A 22055-nucleotide genomic window follows, 5' to 3' on the forward strand; every position below is an offset into this window, starting at 1 on the left:
ATAAATAAAATCAACCTGTAAAATGCAAAATGCATTTCTCATCTTAATCGTTTAGTGAGAAATGCATTTTTGTATATGAGACTTTATTATATTCACTCATCTGTATCAATACTGTCTGTTTCTTTCGAACTCTTCAGATATCCCCTTACAGCAGGCTCAATCGTCTGTTCCATAAGCCGGTGCAGCAGTTCTGTCGTCGTAATATTATGATCTCCCAGAAGCGAATTATACAGGAAGTTTCCTGACAGTTCTTCAGTAATAGAACTCAGTCCTGCCAGAATCATTTTTTTACCGGGTGTTTCGTTCCATCTGATCTCAATTTCATCATCTTCATGAAAGAAAATGTGCGCCTTTCGTTTCACACATTCTTCTATAAAAGTAATCTCCAGCTTTAATACTGGGATGTCGTTTTCATCCCTTGCAAATTCTCCCAGTGTAGCTACAAGGTAATGTTCTCCATGAAGATCAACACATCCATCCGCAGCCCTTCCAAATCCAACAGGAAGTTTATGGATTACCTCACCTTCGGTAAAAGAAACGTAAAAGTTTCCCGCATCATAAGTAAAAGAAATTTCAGAAATACCATCTGTCATATTATTGTGGAATACCTGCACAAACAACGGCGCAATTCCAATATTCTGCTGTTCCATAACATAAGTTCTGCCGCTTACAGCCCGCATAAAACTGTGATGATCAGATGGGCGATCAACGGCTGCTGAAATACGGTAGCTGTACTTTTTATCTGAATGCTTCCTTCTGGAAACTACATTTCTTTTCCATCTCCCGCGCAGAGAAGTACTTCTGTTATTATTTTCTCCATTTTCCAGTTCTCCGCACAACCGTTTCAGAAGACTATAGGAGAGCGGATTCTCAGGTAGAACATCGGCGGGATGATAATTAACAGGGAAATATTTCCGAATGATATTCAGCATGATACAGTCCTGAAACATTTCTTTATTTCCAGCATTTGTGACAAGAACCATATCCATATCCGGATAAATAATAACATTCTGTCCCAACATTCCGTTATATTCAAAGCTTCCCGGGCGCTGTTCCATCCATAGCTGATATCCATATCCATAGGTGCCATTCTGAGTTTTCAGATGTCGTGCCGTAGATATTTCTATCCAATATTCAGACACCAGCTGCTGACCATTCCATTTTCCCCTCTGAAGATACAGCTGGCCAAGTTTTGCCATGTCTTCTGCACAGAGAAACAGTCCCCAGCCGCCTTTTGTAATTCCTTTCGGACAGGTTTCCCAGTAATATTTCGTGATACCAAGAGGACCAAACAGTCTCGGAGTCAGATATTCGGTCAGGGTTTCTCCTGTACGTTTCGTCACGATTGCAGAAAGAACATAAGTATTCAGACTGTTATATTGAAACTCCGTTCCGGGTTTTCCATTGACAGATGCATTCAGAAAGCTTCCAAGCCAGTCATTTCCGGACACGATACCTGATTCATTAAAAGTTATGCCGCTTGTCATGGTCAGCAGATTCTCTACTGTGATCACAGGGCGGAAAATCTTTGAAAAGGCATTTATATGATTCGGAAAAATGTCATAAATATTTTCATCGAGCTTTAATTTTTCCTCTTCGATCAACATGCCGATTGCCATACCTGTGATGCTCTTGCACATGGAATGTGTAATATGCCACATTCCTTTAGGGTATGGTGCAAAATTACATTCACAAATTACCTTGCCATGACGCAGTGCCATAAAATGATGCATTTCCGTATCTTTGGAAGCATCCAGTTCCCGAAGAAGGGCAGTAAACAGATCAGAGGAGATTCCCTGACTCTCCGGTGTGGCACGTACAAATGCCTGCTCATAAACTGCATCAAACGGAAAATCCGGTTTCTGTGGGAAATAATCTACACGTGTACCGCCTGTTTTTCCAAGAATCATATTTAAAACCAGTTCTGCAACTGCAATCTGTTCTTTTGCCATAGAGAATACCTCCTTTTTCGGATTTATTTTGATTATACAGACCTCATACAACAAATGCAAATTATATTTTTACGAGAAAGGATATTACCAGTGGACAGTAGCGCAGGATTCTCTTCCTGCGGGAAGCTCACTTTAGTGACATAATAAAACGGCTGCGGAATGAACCGCAGCCAGTAATAAGTTTCATCTGTTTACCTTTCGTCAAAAGCAACAAAATCTGTATGATGTCCTACATATTTGTAAGCAGGACGAATGATCTTATTTGCATTGATCAGTTCTTCCAAGCGGTGAGCACTCCAGCCCGGCATACGTGCAATAGCAAAGATCGGAGTAAATAATTCTTCCGGAATACCAAGCATGCTGTATACAAATCCACTGTAGAAGTCCACATTTGCGCAGACATTCTTAAACAGTTTTCTATGTTCCATAATCAGTTTGCCGGCAATATTTTCTACTCTGTTATAAAGCTCGAATTCCTCTGTCATTCCCTTTTCCTCAGCAAGTGCCTGGGCAAAGCGTTTCAGGATCACTTCTCGAGGATCGGAAAGTGTATAGACTGCATGCCCCATACCATAGATCAGCCCTGCATGGTCAAATGCTTCTTTATTCAGAACCTTCTTGAGGTAAGTTATGATTTCATCTTCGTTATCCCAGTGATCTTGATCTACATGAGACTTCAGATCAGCAAACATATTCTGAACTTTCAGGTTTGCTCCACCATGACGAGGTCCCTTCAGAGATCCGATGGATGCAGCAGTAGAAGAGTAGGTATCTGTCCCTGAAGAAGTTACCACATGAGTGGTGAAAGTGGAGTTATTACCGCCACCATGCTCAGCATGCAGGATCAGTGCAATATCCAGAACTTTTGCTTCCAGTTCTGTGTATTTTCCATCCGGGCGAAGCATAAGAAGAATGTTCTCGGCAAGAGAAAGCCCCTTCTGCGGATTACGGATAAATAAGGTGTCATCCTTTCTGAAATGGCGATATGCATGGTAAGAATATACGGCAATTTCAGGAAGCTTTGCAATCAGTTCCAGAGACTGACGAAGTACATTTTCAGGAGAAATATCTTCCGGATTGTCATCATATGTATAGAGAGCCAGAACACAACGCTGCATGGCATTCATAATATTGGCATTGGTTCCCTTCATAACAACATCGCGGACAAAACGACCGCCAAGCTCCTCCATATCAGACATCATATCCAGAAATCTGGAAAGTTCTTCCTTATCAGGGAGCTTACCGAAGATCAGAAGATAAATTGTTTCTTCAAATCCAAAACGTCTTCCGTTCAGACCACTGATGATATCCTGTACATTGATTCCCTGATAGTATAAACGTCCATCAGCCGGAATCTGTCTGCCGTTGATCAGATTATAACCATTAACATCAGAAATCTCTGTAAGACCTGTCAGGACACCTTTACCTGCGGAGTCACGAAGACCTCTTTTTACATTATATTCTACATACAGATTTGGATCGATATGATGATTCTTGAGCAGTTCCTGTTCAAAGAATCTCATTTTGTCACGAAGCTGTCCGGAATCTTCCAGACTCATCATTTCATGTTTTTCCATAATATCATTCCTCATTTCCCCGTTATTTATCTACAGCAATACTCGCAAATTCACTTATAGCAATACTCGTAAATAATGCATATTATAGTGAATTTTATTAAAAAACACTGATACAGTGAATTGCAGATGCATCCTTGCGATCAGTGTTTTACTATGGCGAACATTTGTATTTGTACCTATTTAAACATTGTACAGTAAAGTGATGGGAAAGGCAAGATAAAGATTGTATTTTTTTTCATACAATCATATTAAAGTGATAACGCTTTAAAATTATACAGAAGGAAAATTATGAAAAATATAACACAAAATCATGGAACGTGCTATAATAGCCAACAGAAAGCATGATAAAGGGGAAGTGAGAAAAGAAATGTCAGAAAGAAAAATGAAACGAGTTGAGGACTCCTTAACAGAGCAGTCTCATTTATTAATGCCAAAGTGTCTGAATGCCGCAGGTTATCTGTTTGGCGGACAGCTGCTTGCATGGATTGATGAAACAGCAGGTATTGTTGCCAAGCGTCATGCGGAAATGAATGTGGTAACTGTTGCAGTAGACAATATGTATTTCAAAGCCGGAGCCAGAGTGAACGATACCATCGTTCTCATCGGACGGCTTACACATGTGGGACGTTCTTCCATGGAAGTACGTATTGATACTTACTGTGAAGCCCTTGATGGAACCAGAACCATGATCAACCGCGCATATTTTATTATGGTTGGAACAGATGAACATCAGCATCCTGTGGAAGTACCGGGACTTATCATTGAGGGAGTTACTCAGCAGATAGAGAATGAAGCTGCACAGAAACGTGCAAAACTCTGGAAAGTACGCAGACAGGAAGGATTTTAACAAAACAGCCGCAAATGCGGCTGTTTTTGTTTATCAGTAACATTTACTGCAAGGTCCGTATCCCATAACCTCGGCTTCTGATCTGGATACCTGTCTGGCTGTATCCGGGTTCATTCTTCCACAGTTGGGAATGCTGTGATATTTTTCGCCGGTTGCAGGGATCCATACCATTGTTCCTACATCTGCATTGTTGGATTCTTCCTGTTCAGGTACCGGATCAGAAGTGGTAGTTTCTTCCTGCCAGGAGTTTCCACCAGTGCCACCTGCAGAAGCATTTACAGAGGAGTCTCCGGAAGAATAATCATTGCATGGCTCCTGTGACCAGGAAATATTTGTTCCATCGGAGACTGCAATGATCGTACCCTGTTTATCTGTTCGGAATACAGGGATTCCCATATCTGATAAACGTCCCATTGTATCTGCTGACGGATGATTATACTGATTATTGATTCCGCAGCTTATGACTGCGTAAGATGGAGAAGTCGCCTCAAGGAAATCCCAGGTAGTTGAACTTGCAGACCCATGATGACCAACAGAAAGAACATCGCAATCAAGGTTCATACCAGTACTGATCATATCCTGTTCACTGGTTTCCTCTGCATCTCCGGTAAAAATAAAGCTATTTGAACCATTTTCAAGTTTGATTACAAGAGAGTTATCATTACTGTTCTGGCTGATACCATTCGGTGCAAGAACAGTGAAACTTCCGGTGCCAAAATCAAATGTTTCACCTACAGAAGGATACTGTACGATAATTGCATTTGCAGTGGCAGTATTCATAAAATTATTGAATAAATTTGAAGTATGTACATAGTCTGGTCCGAATATATTACTTACAGAGAAATTGTCTATACATGGAACAAGACCGCCGATATGATCTTCATCATAGTGAGAAGCGATCATATAGTCAATGTTTTCCACATTCTGTTCCTGTAAGTAGGAGATGATCAGATCAGCATGGCTCTGATCCCCGCCATCGTACAAAAGATTTTGTCCTCCGGACTGTACTAAGATGGCATTTCCCTGTCCAACGTCAATAAAATGAACTGCCATCTCACTGTTGCCTTCAGCTTTTACCGTCAGTGCTGATTGCGGAACTAAGGTAAACAGCAGAAGGAACAGAGATAGAATTAGTGATAGTAACCTGTTTTGTTTCTTCATAAAAAGCCTCCTGAATGTTAATAACAGTTTGATTATACCATTTATTGAGAAACAAAAACATAATTATAGTAATTTCGTAAAATAATACAAATAATCCAGTCTATCTTGGAGCGGGTTTGAAAAATGCTTTAGCGTGAAGTCCTGCGTCAGATTGATTAATACTCTATCTGCTGGACTTCCTCTCCATTGTCTTCCCATGTATCAGAGTTATCCAGAGAACCATCTGTGCTGTCACCGGAATTGTCATCACTGGGATAATCAATCTGATCGGAAGAATCATCCCCTGTATCGTCAGACGATGTCTGATCACTGCTTCCATCATCAGAAGATCCATCTTCTGTATCTGTATTATCATTCTCCTGCCCTGTATCATCCAGAGAACCGTCCTGCGTCGTATCAGTATTGTAAGAAGAGTCATTGTAAGAAGTATCATTATAACTGTTGTCATAATCAGAATCATAGTTACTTTCCTGAGTATAAATGGTAAATCCATCCTCCTCAGCCTGAGCTTCTGCCTGTGCCTGAGCCTCAGCGGCAGTTTCCGGAGCTTCCGTAAAGTTTGTAACAGCTTTTGACACTGTATTACCGGTAGGTGCCACAGCAGAAACCGCAAACATCGCGCCACAAAGCAGGATTGCAGTTCCGGCAATCTGAATTTCATCTATATGTCTCATAGTTTATATTCTCCTTGCTTATCTATGTTTGTTTCTTTCTATTTCTATGCATATCCAGATTATTTACAGCAATATTATATACCTTAAGTAGATTTTTTTGTAGAGTAAATTTTAAGTTACTGTTCATACATCACTATCCTGAGATATACAAGCCAAAATTGAAAAAAAACTGGATTCTGTCTGAAAAATCTGTTATTATAAGAATCGTATGAATATAATTTCAACTATAATACAGTTTATCTAATTATTTTCTTTCCTGTATGATATCAGGGTAAAAAAATCCCCATAAATTGAAATTATAAATTTAAAAACAGAGGTGTCATTTATGAGCTGGTATAATGAGGCAATTTTCTATCACATCTATCCACTGGGTTTAACCGGTGCGCCGAAGCACAATGACTACAGTGCTCCTGTTTCCCGTCTGAACACATTACTTCCATGGATCGACCACATCAGAGAAATCGGATGTACAGCATTGTACATCGGACCTTTATTCGAGAGTGTAGGACATGGCTATGAAACCACAGATTACAAGAAGCTGGATTCCCGTCTCGGAACCAACGAAGACCTTAAAAACTTCGTGGCAGCCTGTCATGAAAAAGAGATCAAAGTTATTTTCGATGGTGTATTCAATCACACAGGCCGTGATTTCTTTGCATTTAAAGATATTCAGCAAAACCGCGAACATTCCAGATATCTCAACTGGTACTGCAATGTGAACTTCGGAGGGAATACGGAATACAATGACGGCTTCTCCTACGAAAACTGGGGTGGATACAACCTTCTGGTAAAATTAAACCAAAGAAACCCGGAAGTACAGAATTACATCTGTGATGTGATCCGTTTCTGGGTATCAGAATTTGATGTAGATGGAATCCGTCTGGATGCGGCAGATGTCCTTGATTTTGATTTCATGCGTGCCCTGCGCCGTACAGCAGCAGAAGTAAAGGAAGATTTCTGGCTTATGGGCGAAGTGATCCATGGCGATTACAGCAGATGGGTAAATGGAGAAACGCTCCACAGTGTAACAAACTATGCCCTGCATAAAGCACTCTACAGCGGACATAACGATCATAACTATTTCGAGATCGCACATACTGTAAAATATCTCCAGAATATGGGAAATCTTGATCTCTACAACTTTGTGGACAACCATGATGTAGAACGTATTTATACCAAGCTTTCAAATAAAGCACATTTTGCACCTGTTCATGTCTTACTCTATACACTTCCGGGTGTACCAAGTATCTATTACGGTTCTGAGTTCGGTATTGAAGGAAAGAAAGAGAAATTCTCCGATGACAGCCTCAGACCGGCTCTGGATATCAAAGACTATGCAGATGCAGTACAGAAGAATCCATGTACAGCCCTGATCGCAGCTCTTGGAAAGATACGACAGCATACACCTGCATTAAGCTACGGAAGCTACGCTGAACTTCAGCTTACTAACCGCCAGTTTGCATTTGCCCGTGACCTTGACGGAATACGTGTGATCGTTACCGTAAATAACGATGATAATGCAGCAGATATGAGCCTTCCGGCAGGAAACTGCGCAGAATATATTGGAACCCTCACAGGCCGTAAAGTACCTGTTCAGGATGGACGTATCAATGTAGCAGTAGCCGCAAACAGCGGTGAAATCTGGGTTCCGGCGGGTGAAATGCCAGAATATATACCAGTAAAAACAGAAACTGCAGATATCGAAAAAGTACAGGAAGAAACAGAAGAAACAACTTCCGCACAGGCTGAGTCTCCTGCACAGAAAACAATAACCGCAGCAGAAGAAACCGCAGCAGCAAAAGCAGAAGATATTCAGCCTGAAAAAACTGCCGATACTTCAGCCACATCAGCAGAAAACAGTTTTCCGGAAAATACGGAAGCCGCTGCTGAAAAGGAAAAGACAGTGATTGTAGACCTGAATAAATCCCCGGAAGACATGACTGTAGATGAATTACAGCAGGCAATCCTTGCCAAAATGGCAGGTAACGGCCTTGTTACAGACCAGATGAAGAAAACAGTATATGATAATATCTGGCATGATTCTCTGGTAAACTGGCTCAAGAGCTTCCACTGATCAGATTATCGTCAGTATTTTTTATCTTTTCTTTCATTAATAAAAGAGAAATTTTCCATGTGACAATTTTTTTGCCGTTGACTAAATATTTTTTTGGTGGTAAGATAAGGATACAGATACAGACAATCAATCACACTAAATCGTACGGGAGGAATTCATTCATGAAAACACTTGAAACAAAAAAAGCACCAGCAGCAATCGGACCATATTCTCAGGCAAAAATGACAGGAAACTTCTTATTTGCATCCGGTCAGATTCCGGTAGACCCGGCTACAGGTGAAGTTGCAGGCGATAAAATCGAAACACAGGCAGAGCAGTCCTGCAAGAACGTAGGAGCAATTCTTGAAGAAGCCGGACTTACATTTGACAATGTTATCAAGACTACATGCTTCCTTGCTGATATGGCAGATTTCGCTGCATTCAACGCTGTGTATGAGAAATACTTCACAAGCAAACCGGCCCGCTCCTGCGTTGCTGTAAAACAGCTTCCGAAGAACGTACTCTGCGAAGTGGAAGCTATCGCTGTAGCTGAGTAATTCAGCCAAACCACAATATAATAGATATTTCAAAACAATTTCTGAATCTGATTCAGATGGGGAAAACAGCCAGGGAAAAATCCACTTGGCTGTTTTTGGTTTTCAGGCTACCTGCAATTGCTGATATTTGCTATAATAGTATAAAAGAATTCCGGCAAAATGAAAGGTAAAAGTTATGAGATCAATATCCATATATGCACTTACGAGAAATCAGAATACAGATTCTCTGTCAAAACTGGAACGTCAGTTATCCGGTCGGGAATATTTCCTCAAAATACGGGAATGGGAACTTCAGAGTATGAAAGCACTGGTACGCCAGTTAGAATCGCATATGACTAAAGTCTGTTCCCTGCGCTTTTTCTATTCCTACCAGATTCCAAAACTCGGGAAAGAATTTGATCTTCTCCAGATCAAAGACGACCAGATTATAAATATTGAACTGAAAAGCGGAGCTGTATCTGAGGAGGCAATTCGTAAACAGCTTATGCAGAACCGTTATTATCTTTCCGTTCTCGGACGCTCCATACAGTCTTATACGTATATCAGCAGTCAGAATCGCCTTGTCAGGCTTACCAATCATGATCATATTGCAGAAGCCGACTGGACAGAACTGTGCGGATCACTGCAAAAGGAGAGCAGTGATTATCAGGGGAATATTGACGATCTGTTTCAGGCCGAACTATATCTGATTTCTCCCATCACAGAACCGGCCCGTTTCCTGAAAAAAGAATACTTCCTGACTTCCCAGCAGCGGGATATCCAGCGCCAGATCTTAAAGAAACTCCGTATCAGCCGGTTCGAATATTTCTGTTTTACCGGACTTCCCGGAACAGGAAAAACATTGCTTCTCTATGATATCGCCATGAAACTGTCCAGGCGTCAGCAGATATGCATGATTCACTGTGGCAATGCCGGAAAAGAATGGAAAATACTGCATAAACGTTTACAACGTATTGCTTTTCTTTCGGACAATCAGCTGACCGAAAATACAGAGCTGAAACATTACAGTGCAGTTCTGGTAGACGAAGCACATTTGCTTTCTTCAGAAAAACTGCAGATTCTGTTAACGCAATCGGAGGGGGAGTTTCCTGTAATATTTTCCAGCGATTCCGAAGATGCCATATGTCCTGAAGAATTAGGGGTAAATACATTAAAACTCATAGAAAACCTGCCGGAAATCCAGATGTTTCACTTAACCAACCGCATCCGTACCAATGCGGAACTTTCCTCATTTATCCAGAATATGATACACCTTACAGACAGAAAAACCTCAAAACCCTATCCGCATGTTTCTGTTGTATATGCAAATAATGAAGAGGAGACTGCTGCCTTACTGGAAGATTATATACATCAGGGTTATGAATATGAGATTACTGCCGTGAGAGACATAAAACGTCTTGTTATCATATTGGACGAACGATATTACTATGATCAGAACAGATATCTGCGTTCAAAACATTTCAAAGAAGGCAGGCCTGATGTCCGTAATTTATTTCACCAGCTGAATCAGGCCAAAGAGGAACTTTCTATAATTGTTAGAGAAAATACATATGTATACGAAACATTACTCACGCTTTTACAGCCTGATACTGTCAGATAAAAGCTGCAAACTATCCGACTCTCCCTTGAAATCCCCCACCATTCCGTATATAATAGGAATATTGTGGGGGATTTTCCCTGCTTAACACAATGTTGATACAATAACCTCTGAAAGGAATACTATGAGAACTCTAGCTTTAAGCGATGAAATTTTAATGAAAGTTGACAAGGCTGCCCGTTACATCGGTGGTGAAGTCAACTCTGTAATGAAAGATAAGAATGACGTAGATATCCGCTTTGCCATGTGCTTCCCGGATGTTTATGAAATCGGTATGTCCAATCTGGGCATGATGATCCTCTATAACATGTTCAATGAACGTGAGGATGTCTGGTGTGAGCGTGTCTTTTCTCCGTGGATGGATCTGGATAAAATTATGCGTGAGGAACATATTCCTCTCTTTGCCCTGGAATCCCAGGAGCCTGTAAAGGAGTTTGATTTCCTTGGTATTACCCTTGGATATGAGATGTGCTATACCAATGTGCTTCAGGTACTTGACCTGAGCCATGTTTCACTTCTGGCAAAGGATCGTAAGGAAGATGACCCTATCGTCATCGGCGGCGGTGCATGTGCATATAATCCGGAACCGATCGCAGAATTTTTTGATATGTTTTATATTGGCGAGGGTGAGACTGTCTATGATGCTCTGTTTGATGCATATAAGGCAAACAAGGCAGCAGGCGGCTCCAGAGCAGACTTCCTGTTTGCAGCTTCCCAGATTCCCGGAATTTATGTTCCCTCTTTATACAATGTAACCTACAAAGAAGACGGCACCATTGCTTCCTTTACACCTGCAAAAGAGGGCGTACCTGAGAAAGTCTGTAAACAGCTGATCACCGATGTCACTAAAGACTACCGCGCGATCAAAGCTCCTGTAGTTCCATTTATTAAAGCTACTCAGGATCGTGTTACCCTGGAGATCCAGCGTGGCTGTATCCGCGGATGCCGTTTCTGTCAGGCAGGTATGATCTACCGTCCTACCAGAGAGCGCAATGTGGAGGATTTAAAGGCAAGTGCCAGAGAAATGCTTCAGAATACAGGACATGAGGAGATTTCCTTAAGTTCTCTAAGCTCCAGTGATTATTCTGAGCTGAAGGAACTGGTAAACTTCCTGATCGAAGAATTTCATGGCAATGCTGTCAATATCTCTCTGCCATCCCTGCGTATCGATGCTTTTGCCCTGGATGTTATGAGCAAGGTACAGGATGTAAAGAAGAGCAGCCTTACTTTCGCACCGGAAGCAGGCTCCCAGCGTCTGCGTAATGTTATCAACAAAGGTCTGACTGAAGAGAATATTCTTCATGGTGCAGGTGAAGCATTCAAAGGTGGATGGAATCAGGTAAAGCTTTACTTCATGCTCGGACTTCCAACTGAAACAGAAGATGATATGAAAGGTATTGCTCATCTTGCTCAGAAAATTGCAGAAACTTATTATGAAGAAGTGCCGAAAGAAAAACGTAATGGCAAGGTTCAGGTCAATGTAAGTACCTCTTTCTTTGTACCGAAACCATTTACCCCATTCCAGTGGGCAGGTATGTACAGAGAGGAAGATTTCGTGGAGAAAGCAAAGGTCGTAAAAAGCGAGATCCGCGCACAGTTAAACCAGAGAAGTATCCGCTACAGCTGGCATGAGCCGGATGTAACGATTCTTGAAGGTTTCCTTGCAAGAGGTGACCGCCGTTGTTCAAAAGTTATCCTTAGAGCATATGAAAAAGGTGCGATCTACGATGCATGGTCAGAGAGTTTTGACTATAATATATGGAAAGAATCTTTTGCGGAAACCAACACAGATATTGATTTCTATACTCTCAGAGAACGTTCCACAGATGAGATCCTTCCATGGGATTTCATTGATGCAGGAGTGACCAAGAAGTTCCTGATCCACGAATGGGAACAGGCAAAGAAAGAAACCGTAACACCAAACTGCCGTCAGAAATGTTCCGGCTGTGGTGCTATGCGTTATGGCGGAGGTGTATGTTATGAAGGTAAGAATTAAATTCAGCAAAGAGGGTCCTGTGAAATTTGTGGGACATCTGGATACCATGCGTTATTTCCAGAAGGCTATCCGCAGAGCCAATCTTCCGGTTGCTTTTTCCGGTGGATACAGTCCGCATATGATCATGTCTTTTGCCGCACCATTAGGAGTTGGTACGGAAAGTCTGGGAGAGTACTTCGATCTGGAGCTGGCAGAGACAGTTCCTACTTCAGAGATCACAAGACGTCTGGATGCAGTGATGGTAGAAGGGGTACATGTACTCAGTACCCGTCAGGTTGAGGACGGAAAGGCGGGTAAGGCAATGTCACTGGTGGCAGCAGCCGATTATTATGTAGAATTTCGTCCGGGAAAAGAGCCTGAAATTTCCTGGAAAGATAAAATCAGTGATTTCCTGGCGCAGCCGGAGATCAAAGTAATGAAAAAGACCAAACGAAGCGAAAAGGAAATTGATATTCGCCCGTTTATCTATAAGATGGAACTTCAGGGAGACAAGATCTTTATGATGCTTGCTTCCGCAAGTGCCAATTACACAAAACCGGAACTGGTAACAGATACATTCTTCTCATGGCTTGGCATAGAACTTCCGGAATTTGCTTATTCCATCAAACGTCTGGAAGTATACGCAGATAAAGGAACAGAGGAAGAACATAAATTTGTAACTCTGGAAGCACTGGGTGAAGAAGTTGAGTAAACTGATTATTACCCAAATGAATATCCGGCAGATTCCATGCTATGTATGTGCGTATGAAGAAGACGGTAAAGTAATGGAACTGCGCTTCGAACCTGTTGGGGAGAAATCTTCTCTTGGAAATATTTATGTTGGACAGATAGAGAATATAGCTGCCAATATCGGTGCTGCATTCGTACAGATTTCTGCCGGGGAAAAATGCTACCTGCAGCTTTCCGATGCTCCAAATGCGATTTATGCTTCTGTAAAAAAAGGTGACCGCCCATTAAAGGCAGGAGATGAAATCCTTGTGCAGATCAGCCGGGAAGCAATGAAGGGAAAACTACCGGCTGTAACCACGAATCTGAATTTTACAGGCAAATATCTGGTTCTTACAACCGGCGATAAGAAATTTGGTCTGTCTTCCAAACTTTCCAATGATGACAGAAGCCGTATCAGTAAGTGGATGGAAGCAGAAGTTAACCGTTCGGATAAAGAGTTTGGTATCATCGTTCGTACAAATGCAGCAGATGCATCAAAAGAAGAAATACTGAAAGAACTGGAATACCTGAAGGGCCTGTATCATAAGGCTGCTGTAGACGGAAGATCCCGTACCTGTTTCAGCTGCGTATATAGAACAGAGCCTTTTTATATCTCTGCAGTCCGCGACGCCAACAGCCGGAACCTGGAAGAGATCATAACAGATATCCCTGAGATATCCCGACAGATTTCTGACTATCTTAACAGTAACAGCCCGGAGGAAAAAGAGAAGCTGCGGTTTTATGATGATAAACTTCTCCCTCTTTACAAACTTTATCGCCTGGAAACTGTCTTAGAAGAAATCCAGCATGAGAAAGTCTGGCTGAACAGTGGTGGATTTCTGGTAATCCAGCAGACAGAAGCCTTCGTATCCATTGATGTAAACAGCGGAAAGTTTACAGGCAAAAAGAAAATGCAGGAAACTTACCGAAAAATCAATTTGGAGGCAGCAAAGGAAATTGCCAGACAGTTACGTCTCAGAAACCTGTCCGGAATTATTCTGATTGATTTTATTAATATGGAAAATCAGGATCATCAGGACGAACTGTTCCATGTCCTGCAGAAATATCTGCGCAAAGATCCGGTAAAGGCAAAAGCAGTGGACATCACTCCACTGCATATCCTGGAACTTACCAGAAAGAAAGTGCGAAAACCTGTGATTGAGGAAATCAGAGAATTATAGTTTACCATAAAATAATTATGTAAACCAAACAAGCATCTGCAATTCTCATCGATATTTTTCCGTAACTGAATAACTGCTCTGCAGTTTGTATTTTATCACAGATCCTGACGGATACCGGATTGAAATTGTACCTGTAAAATAAAAGAAAAAAATTCAAAGAAATTGAAAAAAACTTATTGACAAATCGAATTTTGTCCGCTATTATAAATGAGATGCCGCACAGAGAGGTACAAGCACCGAAAGGTCACCATATCTGGCGAGTAAAGATTATAGGAGGTGCCACAGATGTACGCAATTATTGCAACAGGTGGTAAACAGTACAAAGTTGCTGAAGGCGACGTAATCAGAGTTGAGAAACTCGGTGTTGAAGCTGGTGAAACTGTTACTTTTGATAATGTTATTGCAGTAAGCAATGACGGATTAAAAGCTGGTGAAGATGTGAAAGATGCCAGTGTTACCGCTACTGTAGTTGAGAACGGTAAAGCAAAAAAAGTTATCGTTTACAAATACAAGAGAAAAACTGGATATCACAAGAAAAACGGTCACAGACAGCAGTACACTAAAGTGAAAATCGAAAAGATTAACGGTTAATCTGGTGTCATTATGATTACAATTACAGTTAAGAAGAGAAATGGAAATTATCTGGAATTTGTTTCGAAAGGTCACGCCGGATATGCAGAGGAAGGACAGGATATTGTCTGTGCTGCTGTTTCTGTACTGGTGATCAATACTGTAAATTCTCTTGAGACATTTACAGATGATCAGTTTGAAGTGCAGGAAGATGACGGCTATGTATCTTTTCATTTTACGGCTCCGGTTACTGAGAGGGGAACCCTTCTCATGGATTCGCTGATTCTCGGATTAACAGAAATTGAACATAGTTATAACAATCGATATTTGACAGTAAAAGTCAAGGAGGTGTAACAACATGATGAAAATGAACCTTCAGTTATTCGCACATAAAAAAGGAGTTGGTTCTACAAAGAACGGTCGTGATTCCGAATCCAAGAGATTAGGTGCGAAGAGAGCAGACGGACAGTTTGTTAAAGCTGGAAATATTCTTTACAGACAGCGCGGAACTAAGATCCATGCTGGTGAGAACGTAGGTTGCGGTAAAGATTATACTTTATTCGCACTTAAAGATGGTGTCGTAAGATTTACCAGAAAAGGACGCGATAAGAAACAGGTTTCTATCGTTCCAGTAGAAGCAGAATAATCTGGTTAAGCGAAGGCTTCAAATCTAATATGGGTTTGGAGCCTTTCTTTTATAGTAGAATTGCTATAGATTAAAAGAGTTATATGATATAAAAGAAACCATAGCAATCCTTGTAAATAATGCATATTGATCCGACTCATCAGAGTGCGAAATCCTGCTGAACGGTCTCAAATGCATTAATTTAAGAAGATTACTATTACGAAATTATTAGTAAAGGACAGAGGTGTGTCATATGTTTGCAGACAGAGCGAAAATCTATATCCGCTCCGGTAAAGGCGGCGACGGCCATGTAAGTTTCCGCAGAGAATTATATGTTCCGAATGGCGGTCCTGACGGCGGCGACGGCGGTCGTGGAGGAGACGTGATATTTGAGGTAGATGAAGGCCAGAACACCCTTGGCGACTACCGACACAGAAGAAAATATAAAGCAGAAGACGGACAGGAAGGCGGCAAAAAACGCTGCCATGGTGCCGATGGAAAAGATGTTGTATTAAAAGTTCCGGAAGGAACTGTTATCATGGATGCAGAATCCGGTAAAGTAATTGCTGATATGTCCGGTGAAAATAAACGCCAGATCGTATTAAGAGGCGGAAGAGGTGGCAAAGGAAACCAGCATTATGCGACTGCAACCATGCAGGTTCCGAAATATGCACAGCCAGGACAGCCTGCGCAGGAACTGGAAGTTCTTCTGGAGCTGAAAGTAATCGCAGACGTAGGTCTGGTTGGATTCCCGAATGTCGGAAAGTCCACATTCCTTTCCCGTGTTACCAACGCACAGCCGAAAATTGCCAACTATCACTTTACAACCCTGAGCCCAAATCTTGGCGTTGTAGATACTGAAAACGGTGGTTTTGTGATCGCTGATATTCCCGGTCTGATCGAAGGTGCTTCCGAAGGTGTGGGACTTGGACATGAGTTCCTCCGCCACATTGAACGTACCAGAGTCATTATCCACATTGTAGATGCAGCATCTACAGAGGGACGTGACCCAATCGATGATATTTACAAGATTAATAAAGAACTGGAAGCTTATAATCCGGAAATTGCTGCAAGACCACAGGTAATCGCAGCAAATAAAATCGACTGTATCTATACAGAAGACGGCGAAGAGAGTCCGATTGACAAACTTAAGGCAGAATTTGAGCCAAAAGGAATCCAGGTATATCCGATTTCCGCTGTCAGCGGTCAGGGTGTCAGAGAACTTTTATTCCATGTGAAAGAACTTCTTGACAGCTGCCCACAGGAACCTGTAGTATTTGAACAGGAATTCTTCCCTGAAGATATGTTGATCGGAGAAAACCTTCCATATACAGTAGAGCAGAGTCCTGAAAATCCGACAATTTTTGTTGTCGAGGGACCGAAGATTGAAAAGATGCTTGGCTACACAAATCTTGATTCCGAAAAAGGTTTCGCATTCTTCCAGAAATTCCTGAAAGAGGGAGGCATCCTGGAAGAACTTGAGAAGGCAGGCATTCAGGAAGGTGATACTGTGCGTATGTACGGATTTGATTTTGATTACTATAAATAGATTCAATAATGAAACAGATGTGGTAAGACGGATGATTTTGTCCGTTTGCAGAGAATAACAGAGGAAAATAAAAATGACAAGTAAACAGAGAGCTTATTTAAAAGGTCTTGCAATGACCATGGATCCAATCCTTCAGCTTGGAAAGGGTGGTCTTACTCCTGAGAACACAGCCGCAGTAGATGAGGCGCTTGCAGCCAGAGAACTGATCAAGATCAGTGTTCTTCAGAACTGCCTGGAGGATCCGCGCCAGATGGCTGAGGTTCTGGCAGAACGTACACGTTCCCAGATCGTACAGGTTATCGGCAAGAAAATTGTTTTATACCGTGAAGGCAAAAACGAAAAGAAAAAAATTGAATTACCCAGAAAATAATACGGAGTTTTTTATGGCTGACATCAAACACAGAATTGGTATTATGGGCGGTACTTTTGATCCCATCCACATGGGGCATCTGATTCTGGGAGAGAAAGCATACGAACAGTTCCGACTGGAAAAGGTACTGTTCATGCCTTCCGGAAATCCGCCTCACAAGAGAAACCGTCAGGGACGTGCCACAGATGAAGAAAGAGTTGAAATGGTCCGCAGGGCGATTACCGGAAATCCTCACTTTGAACTGTCGCTGACTGAAATGCATGAAAATGGTTATACTTACACTTATCATACACTGGAAATGCTAAAAGAGAAGAATCCGGATACTGATTATTATTTTATAATCGGCGCAGACTCCCTGTATGACTTTGATACATGGCGTGAACCGGAAAGAATCTGCAGAAACTGCATTCTGGTAACTGCTGTAAGAAATCATTCCACAATCGCAGAGCTCGAAGCAGAAATGAACCGTCTTTCGCTTAAATATAATGGCACATTTCTGACACTGAATACCACAAACCTTGATGTATCCAGCGAAATGCTCAGAAACTGGATCAGAGAAGATAAAAGTGTGCGTTACTATATTCCTGATCCGGTGATTGAGTATATCAGAGAAAACCAGATTTACAGTCTGGCCGAAAAGAAAGGATGATCTTCCGATGGCAGAGTATGATTTTATAAAAATGCAGAAAAAATTAGCAAAATATCTGGATGAGGATCGTTATGAACATACGTTGGGAGTTATGTTTACATGTGCAGCACTTGCCATGGTTCATGACTGTGATCTGATCACAGCCCAGACTGCCGGACTGCTCCATGACTGTGCAAAATGTATTCCGAACAAAAAGAAGCTGAAAATGTGCAGCCAGCATCATATTTCGGTATCTGAATTCGAACAGGAGCATCCTTTTTTACTTCATGCCAAGCTTGGAGCTTACGTAGCTAAGGCTAAGTATGATGTTACAGATGAAAATATTCTTTCTGCCATCACCTGGCATACTACCGGAAAGCCGGAGATGACACTGTTGGAAAAAATCGTCTATATTGCCGATTATATTGAACCAAAACGTGATAAAGCTCCTAATCTTGCAATTGTACGTAAACTGGCTTTTCAGGATCTTGACGAATGTATGTATAAGATTTTGGGTGATACACTGGCTTATCTGGAGGAAAATCCGAAAGATATTGATAATGCTACGAAAGATGCTTTCTTGTATTACAGGGATTTACACATGAAAAGACAGTCCTGAGTATAAATTGTCTCGACTGGCAGAGTTTTACATATAGGGGACAGCACAACAGGGAGAACAGATTACGGATATAAATATTTATTTAGAGAAGATATATGTAGCTATTCAATAGTCTGTTGATCATGAAGATATTGAACAGTTACAAAAGTAGATAGAAAGAGAGGTTGTTTCCATGAACAGAGAACTTGAAATGGCAAAACTTGCCTGCCGCGCACTTGATGAGAAAAAAGGAAAAGATATTAAGGTAATAGATATCCATGAAGTATCTGTAATTGCCGATTATTTTGTAATTGCAAGTGCTTCCAACCAGAATCAGGTTCAGGCTATGGTTGACAATGTAGATGAAACACTTGGCAGAGCCGGATTTGAAGCAAAACAGATTGAGGGAACCAGAAACTCCAGCTGGGTTCTTATGGATTACGGCGATATGATCGTTCACGTATTTGACGAAGAGAATCGTCTTTTCTATGACCTCGAAAGAATCTGGAGAGATGGTAAGGTTCTTGACGTTAATGAATTTCTTGAGAAATAAGTAGAAAAAATTGTTACTGTTCACTCTGTTCACAGCAACATGCTTGCGATGCACAGACTTTATGCTAATCGCATAAAGTCGCGCGGTATGTCTCGGGTTTTCTGTGACCTTCGTTCACAAAAAACACCTCGCGGGATATTACCAGTGAACAGTAACGAAAAATTTACAGTTATTCGGTGTAGAACTGCGTAGCGAGGCGGATGATTTTATCCGCCTGAATTTGTGAAATCTGCAAAATAAAATACAGAGGAAATCAGATATCATCATTAAGAGATACCTGATTTCCTCTGTTGTTTTTTTGAATTGATATAGTATAATTTGCAGTGTATGGGGACTTGCTTGATTCGATTATGAGCAAGTTGCGAAGCGGATTGCGAATATCTGCCTGACTATTCACGTATCAGTTATATTACTCATACAAACGGAACACACCAAATACTTTGCCAAGAATCTGAAGACCTTCATGTACAAGGATTGGCTCCATTGTATCATTTTCCGGCTGGAGACGATAGTATCCTTTTTCTTTATGGAAAGTCTTAACTGTAGCACCGTCATCGATCAGCGCAACAACAATATCTCCATCCTCTGCTGTGGACTGCTGTTTTACCAGAACCTGATCTCCGTCAAAAATTCCGGCGTTTATCATACTTTCCCCTTTTACTTTCAACAGAAAGCTCTGTGAATTAGGCATAAACTCTGCAGGGATAGGGAAATAGCCTTCAATATTCTCAACTGCCAGAAGTGGCTGTCCGGCTGCCACAGTTCCTATGATGGGAACATTCACAACCTCTCTGCGGACCAGATTAAAATTGTCATCAATAATCTCAATCGCACGTGGTTTCGTTGCATCTCTGCGGATATATCCATTTTTCTCCAGTGCTTCCAGATGTGAATGAACGGAAGAAGTAGATTTCAGGTTGACTGCCTCGCAGATTTCACGAACTGCCGGCGGAAATCCCCGGTTCAAAATCTCATTCTTTATGTAATCAAGAATCTCCTGCTGCTTTGGCGTGATTCTTCCATATGGCATAATTATACCCTCCTTTTTAAGTTATTTTTTGTTCGTACACTCTTCATAACCATTCAGCAGTCTGCTATTCTATGAGATACTGAACAGTTTCTGATTTTTTTATCATATCATAATTCCTGACAAAAAGCAAACTTATATTCTGAAAATGTGTTCTTACTTATGTGCTCCCGTTACTGTTTACTCCATTCTCAGTAACGGGATAGTGGTGTGTGAACAGTAACGATTATTGTGAATTCTTTATGAATAAACTTGTTTTTAAATGTGCAAAGTGTTACAATATTTTGGAAAATAGTGTAACTATTCAGCAGTCACTGTGAAATCGCTGAACAGTTATAGAATGATTATGAACTGCACAAAAAGGAGACATTCCATTGTCTGATAATAAATCAAAAAAAATGCCGGGAATCCTGGCAAGGCTTCGCATGGTCGTGGGGCTGAATATCGGAACGATCATGTTTGGCATCTTATTCATATATATGGCATTCAGTGCCATATTATATTTTACAACTACTCATATTGAGTCCTATCAGGTTACATCAGGACCTTTATCCCGCAACGAAACATATACCGGCCTTGCCATACGTGAAGAAAGTTTATGCAAGGCAGATTCATCAGGCTATATTACTTATTATGCAAGGGAGGGCAGTAAAATCAATGCTTCCGGAGCGGTGTACGGACTTAGTGATACAAAAACAGCTTCTGCTCCGGCATCTCTTGCCCCGGAAGAACTTTCAAAGGTACGGACTGATATGATGAGTTTTTCCAAAGGATTCAGTTCAAGTAAATTTAACAGCACCTACAGCTTTAAATATGAACTGAAGGGAAATATCCTTCAATATGCAGAGTCTGGCAATACCTCATCTGCTCCTCTTACTTCAGATGAGGACGGTGAAGGAAATGACAGTGGTGACAATGACAAAACAGCAGATATTTATCCCGGAAATCAAACTATCTGCCAGTCCCAATCTGATGGTATCGTTTTATATTCCATGGATAATTATGAAGGAAAAACAGTAGATGCTGTAAAGGCAGAAGATTTCGATCAGAATTCTTACCATGAAACAGATTTGAAAACTTCCGACAAGGTAAAAGCAGGAGATGACATTTATACCATTATCACAGATGAACGCTGGAGCCTTCTGATTCCCTTGAGCGACAGACAGGTTGAAAAACTGAAAGACCGTTCTACAATACGTGTCAAATTTTTAAAAGACGATATGACACAAAACGGAGATTTTTCCATTATTACCATAGACGGTGACAAATATGGACAGATTGATTTCAATAAAGGTCTGATTCGTTATGCATCTGACCGTTTTTTGGACATTGAACTTGTAACCAACACAGTTGTAGGTCTGAAAATCCCTCTTACCTCTATTGTAACCAAGGATTTTTATGTGATTCCATCCAGAATGGCCACTACACAGGATAATCAGACAGGTTTTACCCTTTATGAGGGGAAAAATAAAACAACCTTTAAAAATGTGAGCATTTACGCAAGCATTGATGATTCATCTGTCTCCAAACTGGCAGTGGATGAAGCAGAACAACCTCAGATTTATTATGTTGACAAGAGTTCATTTAAGGAAGGGGATGCCCTGATCAATACGGATACCGGTGAAAAATATGTGATCGGAGAGACAGATACTCTGGAGGGAGTATACTGTATTAATAAAGGCTATGCGGTTTTTCGCCGTATTGAAATACTTGATGAGAACGAAGAATATGCTATTGTATCTAAAAACACCACCTACGGTCTTTCCAGATATGATCACATTGTTAGAAACGCTGATAAAGTAAAGGAAGAAGACATTTTATACTAATTAAGG

At 41.1% G+C, this 22055-nt stretch carries 21 protein-coding genes; 16 read left to right on the forward strand and 5 right to left on the reverse strand.

Annotated elements, in window-relative coordinates; translation table 11 throughout:
* Positions 1-92: 92 nt before the first annotated feature.
* Both LJE09_RS01930 and LJE09_RS01935 read right to left on the reverse strand, forming a co-directional pair.
* A complete protein-coding gene (locus LJE09_RS01930; protein ID WP_227310930.1) occupies positions 93-1952 on the reverse strand; it encodes a serine hydrolase domain-containing protein in 1860 nt (619 codons plus the stop codon).
* 191 nt (positions 1953-2143) lie between these two features.
* Positions 2144-3529, reverse strand: a complete 1386-nt coding sequence (locus LJE09_RS01935; RefSeq protein WP_022381230.1) for a citrate/2-methylcitrate synthase — start codon at positions 3527-3529, stop codon at positions 2144-2146.
* Between the two features lie 367 nt (positions 3530-3896).
* Between LJE09_RS01935 and LJE09_RS01940 the strand changes: the two genes are divergently transcribed.
* Entirely contained in the window at positions 3897-4376 is a 480-nt protein-coding gene (locus tag LJE09_RS01940; protein WP_025577026.1) for an acyl-CoA thioesterase, read from the forward strand.
* A 33-nt stretch (positions 4377-4409) separates the two neighbouring features.
* On the opposite strand, the gene LJE09_RS01945 is transcribed toward LJE09_RS01940, so the two are convergent.
* Together LJE09_RS01945 and LJE09_RS01950 are read right to left on the reverse strand one after the other, a co-directional pair.
* On the reverse strand, positions 4410-5537 hold the full coding sequence (locus LJE09_RS01945) for a ComEC/Rec2 family competence protein (protein WP_118613674.1): 1128 nt from the start codon (positions 5535-5537) through the stop codon (positions 4410-4412).
* Between the two features lie 155 nt (positions 5538-5692).
* A complete protein-coding gene (locus LJE09_RS01950) occupies positions 5693-6211 on the reverse strand; it encodes a hypothetical protein (protein WP_118330911.1) in 519 nt (172 codons plus the stop codon).
* Positions 6212-6536: 325 nt separating this feature from the next.
* On the opposite strand from LJE09_RS01950, the gene LJE09_RS01955 reads away from it, so the two are divergent.
* The 14 genes from LJE09_RS01955 (at position 6537) to rsfS (ending at position 19196) form a co-directional block, all read left to right on the forward strand.
* Positions 6537-8285, forward strand: a complete 1749-nt coding sequence (locus LJE09_RS01955; protein WP_118575081.1) for an alpha-amylase family glycosyl hydrolase — start codon at positions 6537-6539, stop codon at positions 8283-8285.
* Positions 8286-8446: 161 nt separating this feature from the next.
* Complete coding sequence (locus LJE09_RS01960; protein WP_008703111.1) at positions 8447-8821, forward strand: RidA family protein; 375 nt, start codon at positions 8447-8449, stop codon at positions 8819-8821.
* Between the two features lie 175 nt (positions 8822-8996).
* Positions 8997-10421: a DNA/RNA helicase domain-containing protein gene (locus LJE09_RS01965; protein WP_173706576.1), complete on the forward strand. Its 1425-nt coding sequence runs from the start codon at positions 8997-8999 to the stop codon at positions 10419-10421.
* Positions 10422-10542: 121 nt separating this feature from the next.
* Positions 10543-12414, forward strand: coding sequence for a TIGR03960 family B12-binding radical SAM protein (locus LJE09_RS01970; protein ID WP_022381236.1), 1872 nt, complete (start codon positions 10543-10545; stop codon positions 12412-12414).
* Positions 12398-13105, forward strand: coding sequence for a TIGR03936 family radical SAM-associated protein (locus LJE09_RS01975; RefSeq protein WP_020993899.1), 708 nt, complete (start codon positions 12398-12400; stop codon positions 13103-13105). Before LJE09_RS01970 ends, LJE09_RS01975 begins: the two co-directional genes overlap by 17 nt.
* Positions 13089-14303 (forward strand): ribonuclease E/G, encoded by a 1215-nt coding sequence (locus LJE09_RS01980; RefSeq protein ID WP_022381237.1) that lies wholly within the window; start codon positions 13089-13091, stop codon positions 14301-14303. Before LJE09_RS01975 ends, LJE09_RS01980 begins: the two co-directional genes overlap by 17 nt.
* Before the next feature lie 285 nt (positions 14304-14588).
* Positions 14589-14894, forward strand: a complete 306-nt coding sequence (rplU, locus tag LJE09_RS01985) for a 50S ribosomal protein L21 (RefSeq protein WP_020993901.1) — start codon at positions 14589-14591, stop codon at positions 14892-14894.
* A gap of 12 nt (positions 14895-14906) precedes the next feature.
* Complete coding sequence (locus tag LJE09_RS01990) at positions 14907-15227, forward strand: ribosomal-processing cysteine protease Prp (protein ID WP_008703122.1); 321 nt, start codon at positions 14907-14909, stop codon at positions 15225-15227.
* A gap of 4 nt (positions 15228-15231) precedes the next feature.
* Positions 15232-15519, forward strand: a complete 288-nt coding sequence (rpmA, locus tag LJE09_RS01995) for a 50S ribosomal protein L27 (RefSeq protein ID WP_008703124.1) — start codon at positions 15232-15234, stop codon at positions 15517-15519.
* Between the two features lie 232 nt (positions 15520-15751).
* On the forward strand, positions 15752-17047 hold the full coding sequence (gene obgE, locus LJE09_RS02000; protein WP_022381238.1) for a GTPase ObgE: 1296 nt from the start codon (positions 15752-15754) through the stop codon (positions 17045-17047).
* A 73-nt stretch (positions 17048-17120) separates the two neighbouring features.
* Positions 17121-17417: a ribosome assembly RNA-binding protein YhbY gene (gene yhbY, locus LJE09_RS02005; RefSeq protein ID WP_008703127.1), complete on the forward strand. Its 297-nt coding sequence runs from the start codon at positions 17121-17123 to the stop codon at positions 17415-17417.
* Between the two features lie 13 nt (positions 17418-17430).
* The gene (nadD, locus tag LJE09_RS02010; RefSeq protein ID WP_022381239.1) at positions 17431-18066 is read left to right on the forward strand and encodes a nicotinate-nucleotide adenylyltransferase; all 636 of its coding nucleotides are present in this window, start codon (positions 17431-17433) and stop codon (positions 18064-18066) included.
* A gap of 7 nt (positions 18067-18073) precedes the next feature.
* Positions 18074-18664, forward strand: a complete 591-nt coding sequence (gene yqeK / locus LJE09_RS02015; RefSeq protein WP_020993903.1) for a bis(5'-nucleosyl)-tetraphosphatase (symmetrical) YqeK — start codon at positions 18074-18076, stop codon at positions 18662-18664.
* A gap of 172 nt (positions 18665-18836) precedes the next feature.
* Positions 18837-19196 carry a ribosome silencing factor gene (rsfS, locus tag LJE09_RS02020; protein WP_008703130.1) on the forward strand — a complete coding sequence of 120 codons (360 nt, stop codon included), beginning with the start codon at positions 18837-18839 and terminating at the stop codon, positions 19194-19196.
* 409 nt (positions 19197-19605) lie between these two features.
* Here rsfS and lexA read toward each other — a convergent pair whose 3' ends face one another.
* Complete coding sequence (gene lexA / locus LJE09_RS02025) at positions 19606-20226, reverse strand: transcriptional repressor LexA (protein ID WP_008703132.1); 621 nt, start codon at positions 20224-20226, stop codon at positions 19606-19608.
* A gap of 371 nt (positions 20227-20597) precedes the next feature.
* On the opposite strand from lexA, the gene LJE09_RS02030 reads away from it, so the two are divergent.
* The gene (locus tag LJE09_RS02030; protein ID WP_020993904.1) at positions 20598-22049 is read left to right on the forward strand and encodes an HlyD family efflux transporter periplasmic adaptor subunit; all 1452 of its coding nucleotides are present in this window, start codon (positions 20598-20600) and stop codon (positions 22047-22049) included.
* The last annotated feature ends 6 nt before the right edge of the window (positions 22050-22055 follow it).

Origin of the sequence: Blautia sp. DFI.3.45 (genome assembly GCF_020593505.1) — a bacterium.
GTDB lineage: Bacteria > Bacillota > Clostridia > Lachnospirales > Lachnospiraceae > Blautia_A > Blautia_A wexlerae.